The organism is Veillonella sp. 3891 (genome assembly GCF_003992315.1).
Lineage (GTDB): Bacteria > Bacillota > Negativicutes > Veillonellales > Veillonellaceae > F0422.
The window spans coordinates 127,421-146,591 of sequence record NZ_RQVE01000002.1; the positions used below are offsets into that span (position 1 = coordinate 127,421).

The window sequence follows — 19,171 nt, forward strand, 5'->3', positions numbered from 1 at the left end:
CGATATATTCTATTCTCACATAAAAACATACAATCCCCCCTATTCGACACTACATCTGTACAGTGTTGATAGGGGGTTTTTCATGCAAAAAGGGCTGCTTTCGCAACCCTTCTACATGTTTCTACACTTATTGATGTCCCACGTGTTCTAATCCTTGACGAATCAGAACAATCACATGGTCATCATTTAAGCGATACCAAGCTGTTTTTCCTTCTTTTCTAAATGTTACAAGTCTTGCTTGACGCAACACACGCAACTGATGAGATATAGCTGACTGGCCCATATCCATAGCATCTGCAATTTCAGTTACACACATTTCTTTCTGAAGCAGATGTCTAACAATACGCAACCGCGTTGGATCACCAAGGACCTTAAATAGTTCAGCTAACAATTGTGTTTCCAACTCTTGTTGATTTGTTTCCATCTTAACCTCGCTATCATATAGTAATCCGTCCTCTAATTAGAGTTCGGTATTACTATTATATCATCTTTTTCTTGTTCTGTATCACCAATTTTTTCTAAAAGAACTCGTGAATCTTTTTCTTGATCCACTACGCTTTCTGGCGTAGCTAATTCCAACGGTACCCCCTTGGCATAAACACCAGTGACTACGCCATAGCCATCACGTAATTTTAGAGTACCAATCAAAGTACCTCGATAATTGGTATAAAACTTATTATCTACCTTGCTAAGGTCTACTTTCACACGATTGAAAGGAATTGAAAACTCCACTACACCATGATCAAATCGTTTCACATTCGCCCGAATGTATTCTTGATCTTTTGGAGTTTCATCAGTGGCGGATACCACTTGCAATACACCAGACTGTTTAGGTGTAACGATGACATACACTTCATGTCCTACTTCTGGAGTTTGCTTCCCTTCCCAATTGGCATAAGAACCCAAAAACTCTATCTCTAAGTAATCTGACGGGACCCATCCGATATGTCGACTTACTTTCACAGGCCATTGGTATTCAGCCCCACCTTGCAATAAGGTTGTATATCGTTGTTGAATATAGAATTGACTTAGCAAGGCAACAATCGCAGCAAGAGCAAAGAAAATCCATTTTTGATATTTCATCGTTCTTCCTCCTTCATAGCTACCTCTGATTCTACGTTTCTAGTTTCCTCTATCGCAGTTTTCTCTTCCATCGGTGTTTCCAAAGCTGATACATCTGCTACCTGTCGACGTGCTTGTCGAACACGTTGATTTACCGTAGCACGTTGTTTCCCTTTTCGCCATAAATAAATAGCATTAATCCCTAGTACAATCATACCTAGCACTAAGAAGGATACGCCTCGCTCTACAAAGGTAAAGCTAGGATCGAAGAAACGGGCCCCAAACATAGCTATCAAAGTCAAAATGCTGCTATTTAATAAACTTACCTTTTTCACCAAAGTGCCACGAATGAACGTCCCTAAGGCTGCTATTAACACATAGGCATTAAACAAAATGGATGTCAAAATAGGAGTCGCTCCAGATACAGTGACGATATAACAGCCAAAGACAACGAATGGAATTAGTCCAATACAGCTTTCAATACGTTTTGCCAATACCAAACGACGTAACACAAGAAAAGCTACACCTAGGCTCAGTAACATACAAAGCCATAACCACCATACCATGCTGCTTTCACCTATACGAATCCATGTACTGATGTAGGTGCCTTCCACAATGGTATACAGTAAGGCAATCGCACCTACCCCCTTACAAGGCAACGCTAAAAGGGTTATTTTCTTTTCTAATGTGCCTAGTCCATAAGTAACGGCGCCTAATACACTGATAAAAAATAGATTCATTTGCGGTTCATAGGTGGATAAGGTAAAAAATACTTCCCCAAAAATGGCACCTACAAATGCCCACGACACAGACACTAATAAAGGATCTTTCACCTGTTGATACTGACCAAAACGACGTATATAATATGGCACTGCTACTAGTAACAGTCCACCTACCGCAGCCGGTCCTACCCACGCATTCAAAGGATGACTGGAGAAACTCCAGCCTAAAACGCCAATAAGGTATAAAATCATCCCCAATGCTGAATCTAGGATATAAATGATCGGCAAAGAACAACACAGGATAATCAGCACATATAATCCCATGTGTTCCCCTGTATAATAGGTATCTGCCACTAATAAGGTTGACGTCGTTAAAATTGCCATATAGATAACTGTAATGGCCTCGGCAACCATACTCGCTGGCTTGGCTTTCCAAACACCGCCCCCTACAATGGCGATTGCCAGTAATAAGATGACTAATGACCAGTCAAAGCGTCCATTCGGGGAAAATCCATACCAATAGCCTGCAAAGAGCAAAATAACTCCCAATAAAATGAGCACAGCGCCCCCTAACACGGTGATCAGTCGCGTCCAAGATGGCCCCTCTGTAGGAATGTACCCATACTTCGCTTGTAGCCGATGGCTTTGCTCTTCCGAAATTAGACCTTCCTCACGCCATTGCTCAAGTTCTTCATGTAACCAACGTATATGTTGTATATTCATATATCTCTCCATAAAAAAAGGCTTTGCTCAGAGAACAAAGCCTTGTATCCTATTATTTAACAATTAATACTGGACATGTGGAATGACTAGTTACATAACTACTTACACTACCCATAAATAGGCCTTTCAAAGGTCCTAATCCACGGCTCCCCATAACAATTAAGTCTGCATCATATTTTTTAGCCACCGCTAATACAGCAGGTCCAGGAGACCCTACTTCAAAGACGCATTTAACTTTCATATCAGCTGGTACCTCTTCTGCTACTTCGCTCAAGATTTTTTTACCTGTTTCTTCCATATCTTCAGCAATTTGTTCAGATACATAACCACCACTGATTGGAGTTTGGTCAAAATTAGAAATTGCGGATACAATGTTTGCTACGTGCACTAAAATCAATTCCGCATCATTACGTTTAACAATTGCCAATGCATGTTCTAACGCTCTTTTACCATTTTCCGATCCATCTGCAGGAACAATTATTTTTTTATATTCCACCATAGTAAGACCTCCTCCATATTGTCACTGTGCTACTATGTAACTTGCCTATATCACTATAATTCGACATAGACTTGAAAATTCCTTTTCTTTACTCTTATTGTCTCACAAAATTCCAATCTTCGCAAATGAAACTTGCGTCACGATGATATCTTTATGGTGTTCTTTGGCTACATTACATTCTGAAAGAAATGCGCGGCACACCTCAGCCCTTAAATAAGCGATTTAATTATACTAAGTTAGTTAAAGAAAGAGCACGGTATCTTTGTAGAGTGGCGTTCTTTATCTACTAACTAGCAAAGGGAAGACCGTGGCACACCTCTCCACAAACTGATACTCCGTTAGGTTTGCTCCGAGGTATGCCACGTTCTTCACAGATTAGCATAGTTTGGGTAAATACAAACGCCACTGTATGTGGGGTATACCGCGCTCTTTCGATTTGGCATAAGTTTGGCAAATACAATCGCTTATAGACATACATCGTCTTCAATATATGTTCCGTGCATTTCTTACTGCACCCTAAAGTGACAAGAGAACACCTACAAGAGTATATCCTGCCACTGCGTTTCTACGGAAAGGTATACTATGTTTGCGGTGGAATTTACCGTGTTTTTCTTGTAATATATAAATTTAGAAAATAAAAACGCTACTTTATATAGATATACCGTGCTTTTTCGGGCTTAATGTAAATTTGCAAATAAAATTGTCTTTACCACTACACTTCCTTCCATATATGTCCACGCTTTTCTTACTATACCCTAAAGTAGTAGAAGAACACCTACAAGAGTATATCCTATAAGTAAAATTTTTATTCTATGCTCAATTTTATATATACTTTTTTATTACTCTCCCTTGAAGTTATATAGAAAAGAGGGTAAAGCAGTATAACCTTATTTTAATCGAATTAATGACAACAATATCGCTCCGATGATTGGAGAGATAGACAATGCCATTAGCGCTGTTTGGTAATTACCTGTGGCTGTTAATACTGTGGACAAGATGATAGGTGCTGTGAGTGCTCCTATTTGGTTGAACAAGTTCACGAATCCTGCTGTAGTTCCCCGTAGTTCTGGTGGTGCCGCTTGGATAATGATAGCGTTGGTTAATGGGCTATACATGAATGCACCCATACCTAATAAAGGTGCTGTAATGTATAACATATCTGGATTACTTGTGTTCGCAAAGATTAGCAAGGCTGGAGAGAATAGGAACATAACGATGGCCGCTAAATAGTTCCTTGGCAAAGAAATTCTATCAGAAATAAATCCAATAGTCGGTTTGGCAATCACCGCAGCGATACCATAGAGGCTCATGATGGCTCCCGCAAAGATAGGTGTCACATGTAATTGTTTCACCAAATACAAGTTAGCCCATGTGGTAACGCCCCAGGTGGTACCTGTTGCGAAAAATCCCATCACTGCTAACAATAAAATGTTGCGGTTCATTCCTACAAACTTCAAACTTTGTGCCAATGACATGGACTGTTGCTCTGTACCTTGTGTGTCTACTGTACGATTCTTTCTGAAAGCTTGTACTTCTTTCACTGTAAACAAAGCTAAAAAGAATACTAGTAATGGCAATAAAGCGGTAATCAAAAATGCCATTTGCCATCCATAGTGTACAGCTACAAATGGCGCATATCCGTTGACCACGGTAATACCAAAGGATGTACAACTCATGAAAATACCTACGGCTGTACCGCGTTGTTCTGCACTGAAATGCTCTCCAATAGCTTTCAAACAAGCAGATTGCACAGGACCTGACACAATTCCCAATAAGAAACGCAATACTAATCCGTATTCATAACTTTGTACAGTGCTCATAAGCCCCGTTACAATAGCCATAGCCACTAAGCTGCCTAGAATAGACTTGCGATAGCCAAATCGATCTGCTAACAAGCCTCCTGGCAATACAGTCAATGCATAGCCAAAGTAAAACGCCGTTAAATAGGACGTCCCTTGCTGTGCTGTAAAATGTAACGCTTCATTCACAATGGGCATCAACGATGACCAGGATAATCGCATGACAAAACTTAATAAAAATGTTAACCACAAAGTCAGCAGTATACCTGTTTGTGTAAGAGTAAATCCCTTTTTCATGTAATACCTCCTATGGAATACCACAAACCTATATAAAGAATATAATCCGCATAAAATTATAACATATGTAACATAGTTTCACACCTATTTCTAATTGACAAATCCCCTCATTCAATGATAGACTATATCTAGTTTTTATATTTGGAGAGGTGTCCGAGTGGTTTAAGGAGCTGGTCTTGAAAACCAGTGACTCCGCAAGGGGCCGTGGGTTCGAATCCCACCCTCTCCGCCACAGTAAGCTGTTATCGATATGGTAGCAGCTTTTTTTATCCCCCCTAGAATCGCAGTTATGCGTAGTAGCCTTGTGGCTACCTTACTATCTAAATGACACAAACGCAAGAAGAGCACGGTGTGCTCCGAACAAACATTATGAAATACCGTTTGTGAGGAGTATACCGTGCTCTTCCCTTTATCATATTTAGTTAAAAATGCCACAGGCTACATAGCGGAGCAAGATTAGTCTTTGAGTTCCTCATTCCATAGACCTGTTTTACGGAAAATGGCAAATAGAATGCTCAACAAGATAGCTGTTACTGTTGCCAAGCCCATCCCCTGTAACACAACTGGACCGATAGCTAATTTAGCACCGCTCAAACCAATAACTAGTACTACAGATGTTAAGATTAGGTTAGAAGATTTTGTATAATCCACTTTACGTTCTACCAACATACGTAAACCAGAAGCAGCGATGATGCCGAATAGCAAGATACTTACACCGCCCATAACTGGAACTGGAATGGCATGGATTAAGGCTGCTACTTTACCAATGAAAGAGAACAAGATAGCGAGCACTGCTGCACCAGCGATAACGAAGGTACTGAATACACGTGTAATCGCCATTACACCAATGTTTTCTCCGTATGTTGTATTTGGTGTGGCACCGAATAAACCAGACAACACATTAGATAGACCGTCTGCAAATAAAGAACGGCTCAAACCTGGATCTTTCATTAAATCACGACCTACAATATTACTTGTTACCACAATGTGACCCACATGTTCTGCAAACACTACGAATAATGCTGGCATAATCATCAAGATCGCATTGATATTAAATTCTGGTTCATAGAAATGTGGAAGTGCAAACCATGGTGCATTCGCTACATTAGTGAAATCTACTACACCCATAATTGCAGCCGCAACATACCCAGATACGACACCAATTAATACAGGAATGACTGCAAAGAATCCACGGAATAATACAGTTCCTAAAATGGTTACCCCTAAGGAGAACAAGGATAAGAATAAGGCTTGTTCATGAGTCATACCAAAGCTTTGCCATTGATCTCCAATAATACCAGCCATTCCCATCGCTACAGGGGCTACTTCTAAGCCGATAACGGCAACGATAGCGCCCATCGCTGCTGGCGGGAACAATGTATCAATCCATTTAATACCAATGAATTTTACTAGTAAAGCCAATAGCATAAAAGACACACCAAAAGCGATGAAACCACCTTGGGCTGCTCCATAGGTCATACCGGAAGCGACTACAGCACCTACTGGACCAATGAAAGCAAAACTAGAACCTAGGTAAGAAGGAATCTTTCCTTGACAAATTAATACGTATAAAATCGTACCGATACCATTCATGAATAAGGACGTAGCTGGGTCAACTTTCAATAAGAATGGTACTAATACAGTAGCCCCGAACATAGCAAATAAATGCTGGAAACTAAGTGGTAATAACTTAGCGAAAGACGGGCGTTCGTGAACATCAATAAAATCTTTCATGGTGCATCTCTTTCTGTGTAAATCACACTTAAAACATTAAGACTTAGGTTGAAACCGATGACGCGTTTCTTCACCGATGGATGGTAAATGACGAGTCGTTCCAATTTGTTTGCGTGCATATTCATTGCGGCGCGCAATATTTAATAATATGCCGATAACGGCAAAGTTTGTAACCAACGAGGAACCACCATAACTGATAAATGGCAACGGAACCCCTGTAACTGGTACTAAACCTACCACCATAGCAATATTAAAAAATGCTTGAATCGTAATAAAGAAAGTAAACCCTATAGCAAGGATTTGACCTAATACATCTCTTGATTGACGAGCAATGGACAGACCATATTTCGTAAACCACAAGAAGAAAAAAGCTACCAAGCAAACGCCTACAAAGCCAAATTCTTGAGAGAAAATCGAAAAGGCAAAGTCTGTATGAGCTTCTGGCAAGTAATTATATTTAGAAATCCCTTTCGTAAATCCTTCTCCCCAGAATCCACCAATGGACACACTCAATATACTTTGCGTCACTTGATATCCATTGACAGTTGTATCTGACCAAGGGTCATAGAAAGCGACTACACGTAGCCAACGATATTCTGTATAGCGAACCAACAGATATGCAATGACACTGAGTATAAAAAATACTACCCCCAAATATTTCCAATCCGATTTCCGATAGCCTACGCAAAATGTCATTAACGTAGGAAATAATAAAATCAGAATCGCTGTTCCCATATCTGGTTGAAACATAGTAATTACAGCATATAGAATAGGTACAGCAAAGGCAGATGGCAACAGGAAGTTTGGATGTAATTTGCCGGGAGTCCCTCGAACCACTTTCCACAATCTATTGATTTTGGATATCACAAAGACCCATGCTTTCCAAAGCCACCGCAAGCGTTTATATTGTCCCCATTGATGAGGTTCAAATAAATGCATAATGCCTCGTTCTTTCACCTGTTTATCAATGCGATACGCTGCCCAAAGCATAGCTGCTAACTTCGCAAATTCTGACGGCTGTAGCGTGAACCCTAACGGCAAACTAATCCACCGGCGAGCCCCGTTCGCACCATGTCCAAGAAACGGTATAAAAACGACACCCATGAGGATAAGTACAATCACCAACAATTTACGTTGTACCTTAGGGTCTCCCCATTTACGATAATCAAAACGATAGAACCACCAAGCTACAAAAAAGCCTGCTCCCAAGAATAGCGCTTGCTTACCTAATAGCATCCAAAATGGTTTCCAATTGTCGCCTCCATGTAGGGTCGTCGTATAGGTAGCACTATAGCCATTCAAAAAGCCTATTAATATAATGCCGAAGAGAGGAACTAATATCCCCTGCCCATCATGTTTGATAACACTCTTATAAAGCGCTCTTACTTGCTGAAATATGCCGATATTTTTGTTAGGTGAACTACTATTCTCCTGCATTTGTCGTATCACTTCCTTTAGCCGGCTTAATCGCCTCTAAGCGGAAAATTGGTTGCCCTTTAGCACTAAATTTCTCTTCATATTCTGTGCGCACATTTGGCATATCCGTACTATGTAAATCATAACTTACATTCTTTAATGTCCAACCAGAATTTTTGAACTCCTCCAAGGAGAACATAAACAATCCTTCATTATCTGTTTTAAAATGGATTTCTCCATTCTCTTTCAACAATCGTGCATATCGATCTAGGAAGGTATGGTAGGTCAAACGACGTTTCGCATGCTTTGCTTTTGGCCAAGGATCACAGAAGTTAATATAGAAACGGTCCACCTCACCTGGTGCCACCACTTCTTCAATCCCTGCAATATCAAACAAGCTCACTTTACCATTTTCAGCTTTTTGTTCATACAATTTTTGAGCTGCATAGTATAGCACACCAATTTGTACTTCAAAGCCAACAAAGTTTGCTTCTGGATGTGCTTCACACATACCTGCAATGAATTTACCTTTTCCCGTTCCTAGCTCCATATATAATGGTTTGGACGGATCTGCAAAACTTTCACGCCATTTTCCCTTGAAAACTTCGTGATTCTCTAGTACAGTATATGTATTATATTCTAGGATTGCTTCATCAATCCACGGCTTTCTACGTAAACGCATACTATCTCCTTTTATAACAATCTTATCCTTATTATTATAGTACATCATCTGTTCTATGTCAGTACTCACTTATAATTTTTTTATTTCCATGAAAGGTTTCCTATGAAAGCATTAGTATTATCCAGTGGCGGGGTAGATTCTACTACCTGCTTAGCTATGGCCATCGATGCCCTCGGCACAGACAACGTTAGTGCCCTTTCCATTTGGTACGGGCAAAAACATAAAAAAGAATTAGATTCCGCCAAAGCTATTGCGGGCTATTATGGTGTTCCTCACTATGAACTAGACCTGACGCAGGTTATGTCCTATTCCAATTCGTCCCTCTTATCTTCTTCTACTGAAAGTATCGATCACCGCACCTATGGTGAACAAATTGCAGAAAGCGGTTCAGTATCTACTTATGTGCCGTTCCGCAATGGACTCATCCTCTCCATGGCAGCTAGCTTAGCTCTTAGCCTCTATCCAGATGAGGAAGTGACCATTTATATCGGTGCTCATGCTGACGATGCTGCGGGCAATGCCTATCCAGACTGTCGACCTGACTTTAATCACCATATGAATGAAGCCATTTACATTGGTTCCTATAACAAAATACACCTCTATGCTCCCCTCAATGATATGAACAAATCGCAAGTTGTCCAAGAAGGGTTGCGTTTACAAGTACCCTATCATCTAACATGGTCTTGCTACGAAGGTGGCGATACTCCTTGCCACACCTGTGGGACTTGTCGTGATAGAGAGCAAGCTTTCACTGATAACGGCATCGTGGATCCTTTACTACTATGATAATGTACAAAAAAGCTATTCAAACCTAACGGAATGAATAGCTTTTATTCTTCTTTCGTCACTTCCATAACCTGACTGGAATTGGCATCAATCGTTACATGCATCGTATCACCATGCATATCCAATACCATATGGTATCGAGCAACATATCCTTTTGTTTCTAATTCCCAACGTATTAGACGAGCTCCACTACCCAACATAGTGATAGCCACCTCTTTTGCTTCCTCTGGGTTAATGAGATTTCCCAAATCTATGGCTGCAGAATCAACCATCGGTTTGCGAGCCTCACCTACATTGGTTTGTAACACCTGCCCTGTTGTAGCATCTATGGTTACACTATGACCCGCTTCCGAGGATACCCCCTCTACCTCATAGCTTTTGCGTCCATCTTGTGTTTCAAATGTTATCCCTTTCACTTGTGCTGTTGGATATTGTTTCTTGTATAGATTGACAGCCCCCTTGGCATCTACAAGGATTGAATCTGATCCCTCTTTCGCATCTGAACTTTGCGGCTCTGTAGATACAACTTTTACCTCTGGTAAAGGAACTTTCTTCAATGTAATCTCCGTTCCATCCACCATTTTTGTCGTAGAAATCGACTCATTTCCAGTACAACATGAATACCAAGAAATTGCCCCTACCGAAAGAATAGCACAAATACTAAGGATACTTATAAGTATTTTTCGTCTCATATTACATCCTTTATATATACTAATCAGTTTCTAAATCAGTATACACTATAATTATGAACGTAATATGAACCATTACTTTATACTTTCACAATGTATCGTAATACACCGTAACTAATTTCATAGAGCAAAATCATAGGTCCTGCAATCATAGTTTGGGACAGCATATCTGGTGTAGGTGAAATGGCCGCCCCCACAACAAAGGCTACTAGAATAAATATCTTACGATACTGGCGTAATCGATTCGATGAAAGAATACCCATCACCCCAAGAGCAATCAATATCAGTGGCAATTCAAAGGTAATGCCAAATGGTAAAACAAAGGCGATCACAAAATCAATATACTGACCGATGGAAAACAATGGTTGCAATTCATCCGTACCAAAGCCGATAAAAAATTGTATAGCCATTGGTAAGACTAGGTAATATGAAAACAGTACCCCCACCACGAATAAGGTGACTGCCGTAGGTACCACCATGAAGGTTACCTTTTTCTCACCTTTCGACAAGGCTGGTACAATGAACGCCCATAACTGGTAAAACCAAATAGGACTCGATATAATACAACCTGCTACTATGGAAATTTTCATATATGTAAAGAAAGCTTCCGTCGGTTTTGTATAATACAATTTTCCAGCTGGAGCCACTAAAATCTGCAGAATATCCTCCACATAATAGTACGCCCCCAAAGTACATATGATGATTGCCACAATGGCTACTACTAGACGCATGCGAAGTTCGCTTAAATGGTCTACTACAGACATAGAAGACGCCTCTTCCATGAGTTTTGCTTCCGTCTCTGTATAGTTATCCTCTTGTAATAAGGCGTCTTGCTCTGCTTGTTGCTGAGCAAGACGCTTTCTTTGCGCTATCACACTATTCAAGGACGGACGTTTGGCACTCATGTCAAAGTCTTTTACTTGAAATTCTTTCATGCTTACACCTTACGGTTCGATAATTTTTCAAGAACAGTTTCCAAAATATCTTTTCCTTTAAAGGACGGCAATTGCTCTAATGCTATCTCTGCTTGTCTGCGATACATCGCCTCAAGAGCTAACGCTTTATCGATGCCGCCTTCCGCCATAACATAGTCCAACAATTCTTTTGTATCTTTTCCACCACGAATTTCCTCAATCATGGTTGTCAAAGAGGCTGTATTTTCTGGCGTTACGATAGATAATAATGGATAGGTCAGGATGCCTTCTTTCACATCCTTACCTACTGGTTTTCCTGTGGTCACCGTTTGCTCACGATAATCCATCACATCATCAGTAATTTGGAATGCCATTCCTAAGCCATGACCATAGGTGCGCAATAATGAAATATGCTCCTCTGACCATCCCCCAAGGATGCCGCCTAATGCCAAGCAGCCTTCAATGAAGTCTGCTGTTTTCTTTTGTGTTTTTAAAAGGTATCGATCTGTGCCTTGATCTAATCGGTACACATCTTCCATTTGCATAAATTCGCCTTCTACCAAGGCAGAAATAATTTCAGAAAAAATAGTTAAGCATGGAATAGAACCGATTTCAGCTACAATACCGAAAGCTTTAGCAAATAAATAGTCTCCACTAAGGATAGCCACTTTATTGCCTTTCGTACAATGAATAGAAGTCACGCCACGTCGCACTTCTGCTTGGTCTAATACATCATCATGAATGAGCGTAGCCAAGTGCAACATCTCAATGGCTGCTGCCATACGAACTCTATCTTCTTGTTTGGAATCTCCACTCAAGGCAATTAACAAACACAATTGCGCTCGTAATCGCTTGCCGCCCCCTGCTGAAAGAGGACGAATAAGTGCATTAAAATCTTCTGCACCAGTTTGTAGAGATTGTTGCAAATATGTTTCTACGCGTTCTAAATCGTTAGAGACCCGTAGCTTCATTTGTGCATCTGTAAGAATACTCATTCCTCTTCCCCCAATAAGACTGCATTAATACGTGCTAATAAACGATCACGACCTGTATGTTTTAAAGAACTATACAAAATAGGTGGATATCCCGTCGGATATCGCTCTTCAATAGTTTTTAACTGTTTTTGTCGCTCGTTCATTTTTAATTTATCCGCTTTTGTTACCACGATTTGTAAAGGTACCCCATGGGATTGTAACCAATCAAAGGCCTCTTTATCGATAGGCAACTCTGGATGACGACCATCAATGAGTAAACATAGTAGCATCATCCGTTCGCTTTGTAAAATATAATTGGCAATAAAAGAAGACCAAATATTGGTATTGGACCCACCTGTTTTTGCATATCCATACCCTGGTAAATCCACTAAGAACCAATCAAAGCGACGTTCCATATCATCTGGTAAATCTTCCTTTGATTCTATACTAAAGAAGTTGATCGTTTTCGTTTTACCCGGTGTACCACTGACCAGCGCCAATCCTCGATGATTGCATAAAGAGTTGATGAGAGATGATTTTCCCACATTGGATCGTCCCAAGAAGGCGATTTCAATGGTATCACCTTCTGGGTATTGATCCGCCTTCACTGCAGACGCTATATATTTCGCTGCGATAATACGTGGACCTGTCGTCTCTTTTCTAGTATACACTGGTTTTGGATGACGTTTTACAGCTGGTTTCTTCTTCATAGTAATGCCTTTTCTAATACTTCTTCCATCGTTTTCACAGGAGTAATGATCAATCCTTCTTTGACGATATCTGGTAAGTCTTGAATATCCTTTTTATTGCCTTCTGGAATGAGTACTTCTTTCACTCCATAGCGAAGAGCCGCTAATAATTTTTCTTTCAAACCACCAATTGGCAATACTCTACCACGTAAAGTAATTTCGCCAGTCATAGCAATGTCTGATCGCACTTTTTTACCGGTTAAAGCAGATACAATAGCCAAGGTCATCGTAATCCCCGCAGATGGGCCATCTTTAGGGGTAGCCCCTTCTGGTAAATGCACATGAATATCCAGTTCCTTGTGGAATTTTTCTGGCAATTTCAATTCTTTTTGACGATGACGAATGTAGGACATAGCCGCTTGACCAGATTCTTGCATCACTTTGCCTAAGCTACCAGTCAAACTTAATTTGCCGGTTCCTTGCATTGTTGTCGCTTCACATGGTAAGACAACTCCACCTACGGAAGTCCAAGCTAAACCATATACAAGTCCAACTTGCGCTTGTTTCTCTCGAGATTCTTCCACAAATTTAGGCGTGCCTAGATAATCTTCCAAATTTTTCACCGTTACTTTAGGTGCTTTTTCACCTTCCGTAACCACAGCAAATGCCAATTTACGGCAAATTTTAGCAATTGTTTTTTCTAAGGTACGCACACCAGCTTCACGAGTATATTCGGAAATCACACGTTTTAACACAGCATCTGAAAGTTTCACACTGTGACCTTCTAAACCATGTTTCTCAATTTGTTTTGGCACTAAGTAACGTTTAGCAATTTCTAATTTTTCTTCCTCTGTATAGCTGCTGAGTTCAATGATTTCCATACGATCCAATAGTGGTCTAGGAATATTACCCGCTACATTGGCAGTAGTAATCCAGAATACATCAGAGAAATCAAATGGAATTTCAATGTAATGGTCACTGAATGTGCTATTTTGTTCAGGATCTAACACTTCTAATAAAGCAGATGATGGATCCCCTTTATAATCAGATGCCAATTTATCAATTTCATCAAGCAAAAATACAGGATTACGAGTACCTGCATTTTTTAGCCCTTGGATCATACGACCTGGCAAGGCTCCTACATAGGTACGACGATGGCCGCGAATTTCAGCTTCATCACGGACACCACCTAAGGAGGCACGGATAAATTTACGATTCATAGCTTTTGCAATGGAGCTTGCTAAAGATGTTTTACCTACCCCTGGTGGTCCTACTAAACATAATATGGAGCCGCCTTGTTTACCAGATAACTTGCGAACTGCTAAAAATTCTAGAATGCGTTTCTTAATTTTTTCCAAACCATAATGGTCACCGTCAAGTACATCGCTAGCTTCTTTCAATTCTAACCGATCATCAGACAAAGTATTCCAAGGTAATTGCAATAACCAATCAATATAATTACGCAAAATATTGGATTCGGGCATCATTTGTGGCATACGACTATAGCGAGTAATCTCTTTGTCGATACGTGTATGGATATCCTCTGGTAATTCTAACTTTGCCAGCTGTTCCCGTAATTCTTCTGCCTCTTGATCAGGGTCCATTTTATCCCCTAATTCATCGTGGATAATACGGATTTTTTCACGTAAGAAATATTCCTTTTGTGCTTTTTCCATAGATTGACGCACTTGGTTATTAATGGAATTTTCCATATCCGAGATTTGTAGTTCTGTATTCAATACACCTACAACCATATTCAAACGTCGATTTACGGATAACTCTTCTAAAATATTTTGGCGCACTTTCAATTGGATAGGCACGAGGAATGCCACTTGGTCCGCCCATTCACTAGCATCTGAGCTTCCCAAAACATGATCTAATCCTTCATCTGTATTGGGCTTAAGCACCTCTACCCATTGTGCAAATTTAGTTTGCAAGATACGTCGATATGCTTCTTCTTCCATCGGATCTTCATGAAGAGTCTCCAACGGAGTTACTGTTACTTCATAAAATGGATCTGTACCTAAAATAGCGTCTAGCTTAACACGGCTTACGCCTTCTACTAAAATACGAACCACTCCCCCTGGTAAGCGGAGCATTTGATTTATTTTAACAATCGTCCCAACTTGGTATACTTCTTCCAAGGTAGGAGTTTCGATATTTTCATCTTTCTGAGCAGTAACCACCAAATATTGGTCTTTATCCATAGCTGCTTTTACAGCCTGTACCGATGTGGTACGACCAATATCTAATTGTGTCACTACTTTGGGAAATACAACAATTCCACGTAGGGGAACCATCGGTAATGTCATAGGTTTAGTTTCCATTGAACCTCCCAGTACTATATTATAAAAAGAAACCCATTCCGCCTTTGAAATGAGTTTCTTTGCCTTTACTATCTGATTGCTTCAGCGTGGACTCATTTATTGAGTATTGGCTCTTCTTCGCCACGAACCGCTTTGTCTGTTACAATGCATTCTTTTACATCTTTCATAGATGGTACTTCATACATCACACGTTTCATAACTTTTTCGATAATGGCCCGTAATCCGCGTGCTCCCGTATTGCGTTCCAAGGCTTCTTTCGCAATCTCACGGAGTGCATCTGATTCAAAGACTAATTTCACATCATCTAAAGACAGCATTTTTTCATATTGCTTAGTCAATGCATTTTTAGGCTCTGTTAAAATTTTGATCAATGCCTCTTCATCAAGTGGGCTGAGCGTAACCATCACTGGCAATCGTCCGATAAATTCAGGTATTAACCCGAATTTTTGTAAGTCTTCTGGCACAACTTCTTTCAAAATAGAGGCTACATCTTTTTCCTCTTTCTTTTGAATATCTGCACCAAAACCTAATGTTTTCTTCGCAGTTCGCTTCGTGATTACTTTGTCCATACCATCAAAAGCACCACCGCAAATAAACAAGATATTTGTTGTATCTAAATGTAACATCTCTTGATTAGGATGCTTCCGCCCTCCTTGTGGTGGTACAGAGGCTACTGTTCCTTCTAGGATCTTCAGTAATGCTTGTTGTACACCCTCGCCAGATACATCGCGAGTAATGGACGGATTTTCTGATTTACGAGCAATTTTATCGATTTCATCAATGTAGATGATACCTCGTTCAGCTAGCTCTATATCATGGTCGGCGGCTTGAATCAATTTGAGGAGAATGTTTTCTACATCTTCCCCTACATAGCCTGCCTCTGTCAAACTAGTAGCATCTGCCATGGCAAATGGTACTTGTAACATTTTTGCTAATGTTTGAGCCAATAATGTCTTGCCACTACCTGTAGGACCAATGAATAATACATTGGATTTTTGCAGTTCTACATCATCGATGACATTATCATGTTGCAAACGTTTGTAATGATTATATACGGCTACAGACAAGGAAATTTTAGCATCATCTTGACCAATCACGTATTGATCAAGATGAGCTTTAATTTCTTTTGGAGTCGGGATATCGTTTAAATCAAACGCTTCCGGTAGTTCTTCAATTTTGTCTTCATCAATAATATGCTGGCATACATCAATACATTCATTGCAAATGAACACATTAGGACCTGCTATCAATCGTTCGACTTCTGTTTCTGCTCTACCGCAAAAATTACAACGTCTTTCTTTATCGTCTTTATTCAAACCCCTGTCTCCTTATTTTTCTGTTGAGGATGGACGAGTCAATACTTCATCAATCAAACCATATGCTTTTGCATCTTCTGCAGACATGAAATTATCACGATCTGTATCTTGTGCAATCACTTCTATTGGTTGACCTGTATGATGTGCTAACACGCCATTCAATTCTTCTCGTAACCGCAATATTTCACGAGCGTGAATTTCAATTTCAGACGCTTGCCCTTGAACACCACCCAATGGTTGGTGAATCATAATGCGAGAGTGTGGCAACGCATAGCGTTTGCCAGGGGCTCCCGCTGTAAGCAACAAGGAACCCATACTAGCCGCTGAGCCTACGCAAATTGTAGACACATCAGGTTTAATGTACTGCATAGTATCATAAATCGCCATACCAGCCGTTACCACACCACCTGGGCTATTAATGTACAAGTGAATATCTTTATCTGGATCTTCCGATTCTAAGAATAGCAATTGAGCTACGATACTGTTGGCAACTGTATCATCAATAGGACCGCTCAATAGAATGATTCGATCTTTTAATAGACGAGAATAAATATCGTAGGAGCGCTCACCACGACCAGTTTGCTCTACCACGATTGGCACATACATAGACATCTAACACCTCTTATACATGTACCTGCATTAGCAATTATTCAGCTTTTTCAGCACCTTTAGCATTCTCAATAATGAAACGAGCTGCTTTTTTGCGTGCTACGGAACTTGCTAACATAGATACACGACCTTCTTTTACAATGATATCGTATACTTCTTTAGGGTCAGCACCGAATTGTTGGGACATAGCAAAGATTTCATAGTTCATGTCTTCAGGAGTAACTTGAACGTTTTCTGCTTTTGCAATTTCATCTAATACTAAGTCAGCGCGAACGTTTTCAGCGGCTGCTGCTTTATTTTCTTCACGTAATTCTTCAATAGTTTTGTTGGAAAATTTCAAGTAGTCTTCTAATTTCAAGCCACGACCTTCAAGGTTCATTGCTAATTCTTGAACCATTTGTTCAGCGCGGTCTTCGATCATGACTTCAGGGATATCTACTGTTGCATTTTTAACAGCTAATTCCACTAAACCTGCATTGTATGCATCGATAGCACGACGTGCTGCATCATCTTCCATACGTTTGCGAAGATCTGCTACAAATTCTTCTGCTGTATTGTAAGATGGTTCAGTTTTACCTTGACCAACAGATACGGAACGTACGAATTCATCAGTGATTTCTGGTAATTCTTTACGTTTAATATCATGGATATGGCATTCAAATTTTGCTTCTTTACCAGCTAATTCTGCTACGAAGTAATCTTCTGGGAAAGATACAGTAACAGTTACATCTTCACCAGCTTTGTGACCAATTAATTGGTCTTCAAAGCCAGGGATGAAGCTACCGGAACCGATTTGCAATGGATAGGATTTGCCTTCACCACCATCAAATGCTTCGCCATCGATGAAGCCTTTGAAATCAATTGTGGCAAAGTCATCGTTTTGTACAGTTGCATCTTCTGGAGCTGCTACCATTTTAGCTTGTTGGCTACGGATATTGTTTAATTGTTCTTCTACTTGCTCATCAGTGATAGTAGCATCTTGTTTTTCAACTTCTAAGCCTTTGTAGTCACCCAAAGTTACTTCTGGTTGTTTTACTACTGTTGCTTTGAAGATTAAATCTTTACCTTCTTCAAATTGTTCACGTTCAATTTCTGGGTTGCTAACAGGAACGATTTCGTTTTCACGAAGTGCTTCTGTGTAAGCACGACCTGCTAATAATTCAAACGCTTCTTCAGCGATAGCTTCTTTACCATAGTTCATTTCCAAAACTTTACGAGGTGCTTTACCTTTACGGAAGCCTGGAATGTTAACTTGGCCAGCGATGCGTTTTACAGCTTGCGCAAAGCCTTTTTTCACATCTTCCGCTGGAATTTCGATTGTAATAGATACCTTGTGCTGATCAACAGCAGTTACAGTTGCTTTCATGAAAGTATTTCCTCCTTAGGGTATAATGCACCCAAATTATAAGTTTTAATATTGCATTTTTAATATTATCATAAAGTCGTCAATCGTGCAATTATTTCCCTATTTACCTTGTTCTTCAGCGATAAGTTTCATGATATCATGACGGCTTACCATACCAATCAAATGATACGCATCATCAACAACTGGTAAGTTTTTCAAATGTTTTTCTACCATAGCCCCTACAGTTACTTCTACCTCGGCATCTGCATAGGCCGTAATCACTTCTGTAGTCATGATTTCTTCTACATGAGTAGCCATCAATTTTTTGAATTGTCCATCGTATTCACCGATACCACCATAGTAAATGTTAGCACCTAAAATATTGATGTAATGTGGCGCATGAGGACGAACTTTTTTATACAACAAATCCCCTTCTGATACAATGCCAATCAACTTGTTATCTTCATCTACTACAGCAATAGCTGTTAAATTGTGTTTCACCATCAATTTAGCTACATTCGTAATCTGTTCATCTTTACCAACAGTAATTGGGTATTTGTTCATAATTTCTTGTAATGTCATAGTGAG

General features: G+C 40.0%; 18 protein-coding genes and 1 tRNA gene. 2 read left to right on the forward strand and 17 right to left on the reverse strand.

Going from position 1 to position 19,171, the window contains the following annotated elements; genetic code table 11:
• Positions 1-127 precede the first annotated feature (127 nt).
• The 5 genes from EO118_RS01700 to EO118_RS01720 form a co-directional block, all read right to left on the reverse strand.
• Positions 128-424 carry a metalloregulator ArsR/SmtB family transcription factor gene (locus EO118_RS01700; RefSeq protein ID WP_126937104.1) on the reverse strand — a complete coding sequence of 99 codons (297 nt, stop codon included), beginning with the start codon at positions 422-424 and terminating at the stop codon, positions 128-130.
• A 32-nt stretch (positions 425-456) separates the two neighbouring features.
• Positions 457-1,083 (reverse strand): hypothetical protein, encoded by a 627-nt coding sequence (locus EO118_RS01705; RefSeq protein WP_127068334.1) that lies wholly within the window; start codon positions 1,081-1,083, stop codon positions 457-459.
• On the reverse strand, positions 1,080-2,507 hold the full coding sequence (locus tag EO118_RS01710) for a DUF2157 domain-containing protein (protein WP_164723838.1): 1,428 nt from the start codon (positions 2,505-2,507) through the stop codon (positions 1,080-1,082). The genes EO118_RS01705 and EO118_RS01710 overlap by 4 nt, the downstream gene beginning before the upstream one ends.
• A gap of 52 nt (positions 2,508-2,559) precedes the next feature.
• Positions 2,560-3,006 carry a universal stress protein gene (locus tag EO118_RS01715; RefSeq protein WP_009353425.1) on the reverse strand — a complete coding sequence of 149 codons (447 nt, stop codon included), beginning with the start codon at positions 3,004-3,006 and terminating at the stop codon, positions 2,560-2,562.
• Between the two features lie 887 nt (positions 3,007-3,893).
• Positions 3,894-5,102, reverse strand: coding sequence for an MFS transporter (locus EO118_RS01720; RefSeq protein ID WP_127068336.1), 1,209 nt, complete (start codon positions 5,100-5,102; stop codon positions 3,894-3,896).
• Positions 5,103-5,245: 143 nt separating this feature from the next.
• Here EO118_RS01720 and EO118_RS01725 point away from each other — a divergent pair.
• Positions 5,246-5,334, forward strand: a tRNA-Ser gene (locus EO118_RS01725).
• A 224-nt stretch (positions 5,335-5,558) separates the two neighbouring features.
• Here EO118_RS01725 and uraA read toward each other — a convergent pair.
• From uraA to trmB, 3 genes are read right to left on the reverse strand one after another with little or no spacing between them, the layout of a single operon-like run.
• Complete coding sequence (gene uraA / locus EO118_RS01730) at positions 5,559-6,836, reverse strand: uracil permease (protein WP_127068337.1); 1,278 nt, start codon at positions 6,834-6,836, stop codon at positions 5,559-5,561.
• 36 nt (positions 6,837-6,872) lie between these two features.
• The gene (locus EO118_RS01735; protein WP_127068338.1) at positions 6,873-8,273 is read right to left on the reverse strand and encodes an FtsW/RodA/SpoVE family cell cycle protein; all 1,401 of its coding nucleotides are present in this window, start codon (positions 8,271-8,273) and stop codon (positions 6,873-6,875) included.
• Positions 8,260-8,934, reverse strand: coding sequence for a tRNA (guanosine(46)-N7)-methyltransferase TrmB (gene trmB, locus EO118_RS01740; RefSeq protein WP_127068339.1), 675 nt, complete (start codon positions 8,932-8,934; stop codon positions 8,260-8,262). The genes EO118_RS01735 and trmB overlap by 14 nt, the downstream gene beginning before the upstream one ends.
• 102 nt (positions 8,935-9,036) lie before the next feature.
• Here trmB and queC point away from each other — a divergent pair, with 102 nt between their 5' ends.
• The gene (queC, locus tag EO118_RS01745; protein WP_127068340.1) at positions 9,037-9,720 is read left to right on the forward strand and encodes a 7-cyano-7-deazaguanine synthase QueC; all 684 of its coding nucleotides are present in this window, start codon (positions 9,037-9,039) and stop codon (positions 9,718-9,720) included.
• Between the two features lie 44 nt (positions 9,721-9,764).
• Here the strand turns inward: queC and EO118_RS01750 are convergent, their stop codons facing one another.
• The 9 genes from EO118_RS01750 to EO118_RS01790 form a co-directional block, all read right to left on the reverse strand.
• Positions 9,765-10,412 (reverse strand): PepSY domain-containing protein, encoded by a 648-nt coding sequence (locus tag EO118_RS01750; protein ID WP_127068341.1) that lies wholly within the window; start codon positions 10,410-10,412, stop codon positions 9,765-9,767.
• Between the two features lie 77 nt (positions 10,413-10,489).
• On the reverse strand, positions 10,490-11,344 hold the full coding sequence (tatC, locus tag EO118_RS01755; protein ID WP_127068342.1) for a twin-arginine translocase subunit TatC: 855 nt from the start codon (positions 11,342-11,344) through the stop codon (positions 10,490-10,492).
• 2 nt (positions 11,345-11,346) lie between these two features.
• On the reverse strand, positions 11,347-12,318 hold the full coding sequence (locus EO118_RS01760) for a polyprenyl synthetase family protein (RefSeq protein WP_127068343.1): 972 nt from the start codon (positions 12,316-12,318) through the stop codon (positions 11,347-11,349).
• Positions 12,315-13,007 carry a ribosome biogenesis GTP-binding protein YihA/YsxC gene (gene yihA, locus EO118_RS01765; RefSeq protein WP_127068344.1) on the reverse strand — a complete coding sequence of 231 codons (693 nt, stop codon included), beginning with the start codon at positions 13,005-13,007 and terminating at the stop codon, positions 12,315-12,317. Before yihA ends, EO118_RS01760 begins: the two co-directional genes overlap by 4 nt.
• A complete protein-coding gene (gene lon, locus EO118_RS01770; protein WP_127068345.1) occupies positions 13,004-15,313 on the reverse strand; it encodes an endopeptidase La in 2,310 nt (769 codons plus the stop codon). Before lon ends, yihA begins: the two co-directional genes overlap by 4 nt.
• Positions 15,314-15,405: 92 nt before the next feature.
• Entirely contained in the window at positions 15,406-16,629 is a 1,224-nt protein-coding gene (gene clpX / locus EO118_RS01775) for an ATP-dependent Clp protease ATP-binding subunit ClpX (RefSeq protein ID WP_127068346.1), read from the reverse strand.
• A gap of 12 nt (positions 16,630-16,641) precedes the next feature.
• Positions 16,642-17,235 (reverse strand): ATP-dependent Clp endopeptidase proteolytic subunit ClpP, encoded by a 594-nt coding sequence (gene clpP / locus EO118_RS01780; RefSeq protein WP_176782569.1) that lies wholly within the window; start codon positions 17,233-17,235, stop codon positions 16,642-16,644.
• 40 nt (positions 17,236-17,275) lie between these two features.
• The gene (gene tig, locus EO118_RS01785; protein ID WP_127068348.1) at positions 17,276-18,604 is read right to left on the reverse strand and encodes a trigger factor; all 1,329 of its coding nucleotides are present in this window, start codon (positions 18,602-18,604) and stop codon (positions 17,276-17,278) included.
• Positions 18,605-18,703: 99 nt separating this feature from the next.
• Positions 18,704-19,165 carry a CBS domain-containing protein gene (locus EO118_RS01790; protein ID WP_127068349.1) on the reverse strand — a complete coding sequence of 154 codons (462 nt, stop codon included), beginning with the start codon at positions 19,163-19,165 and terminating at the stop codon, positions 18,704-18,706.
• Positions 19,166-19,171: the final 6 nt, after the last annotated feature.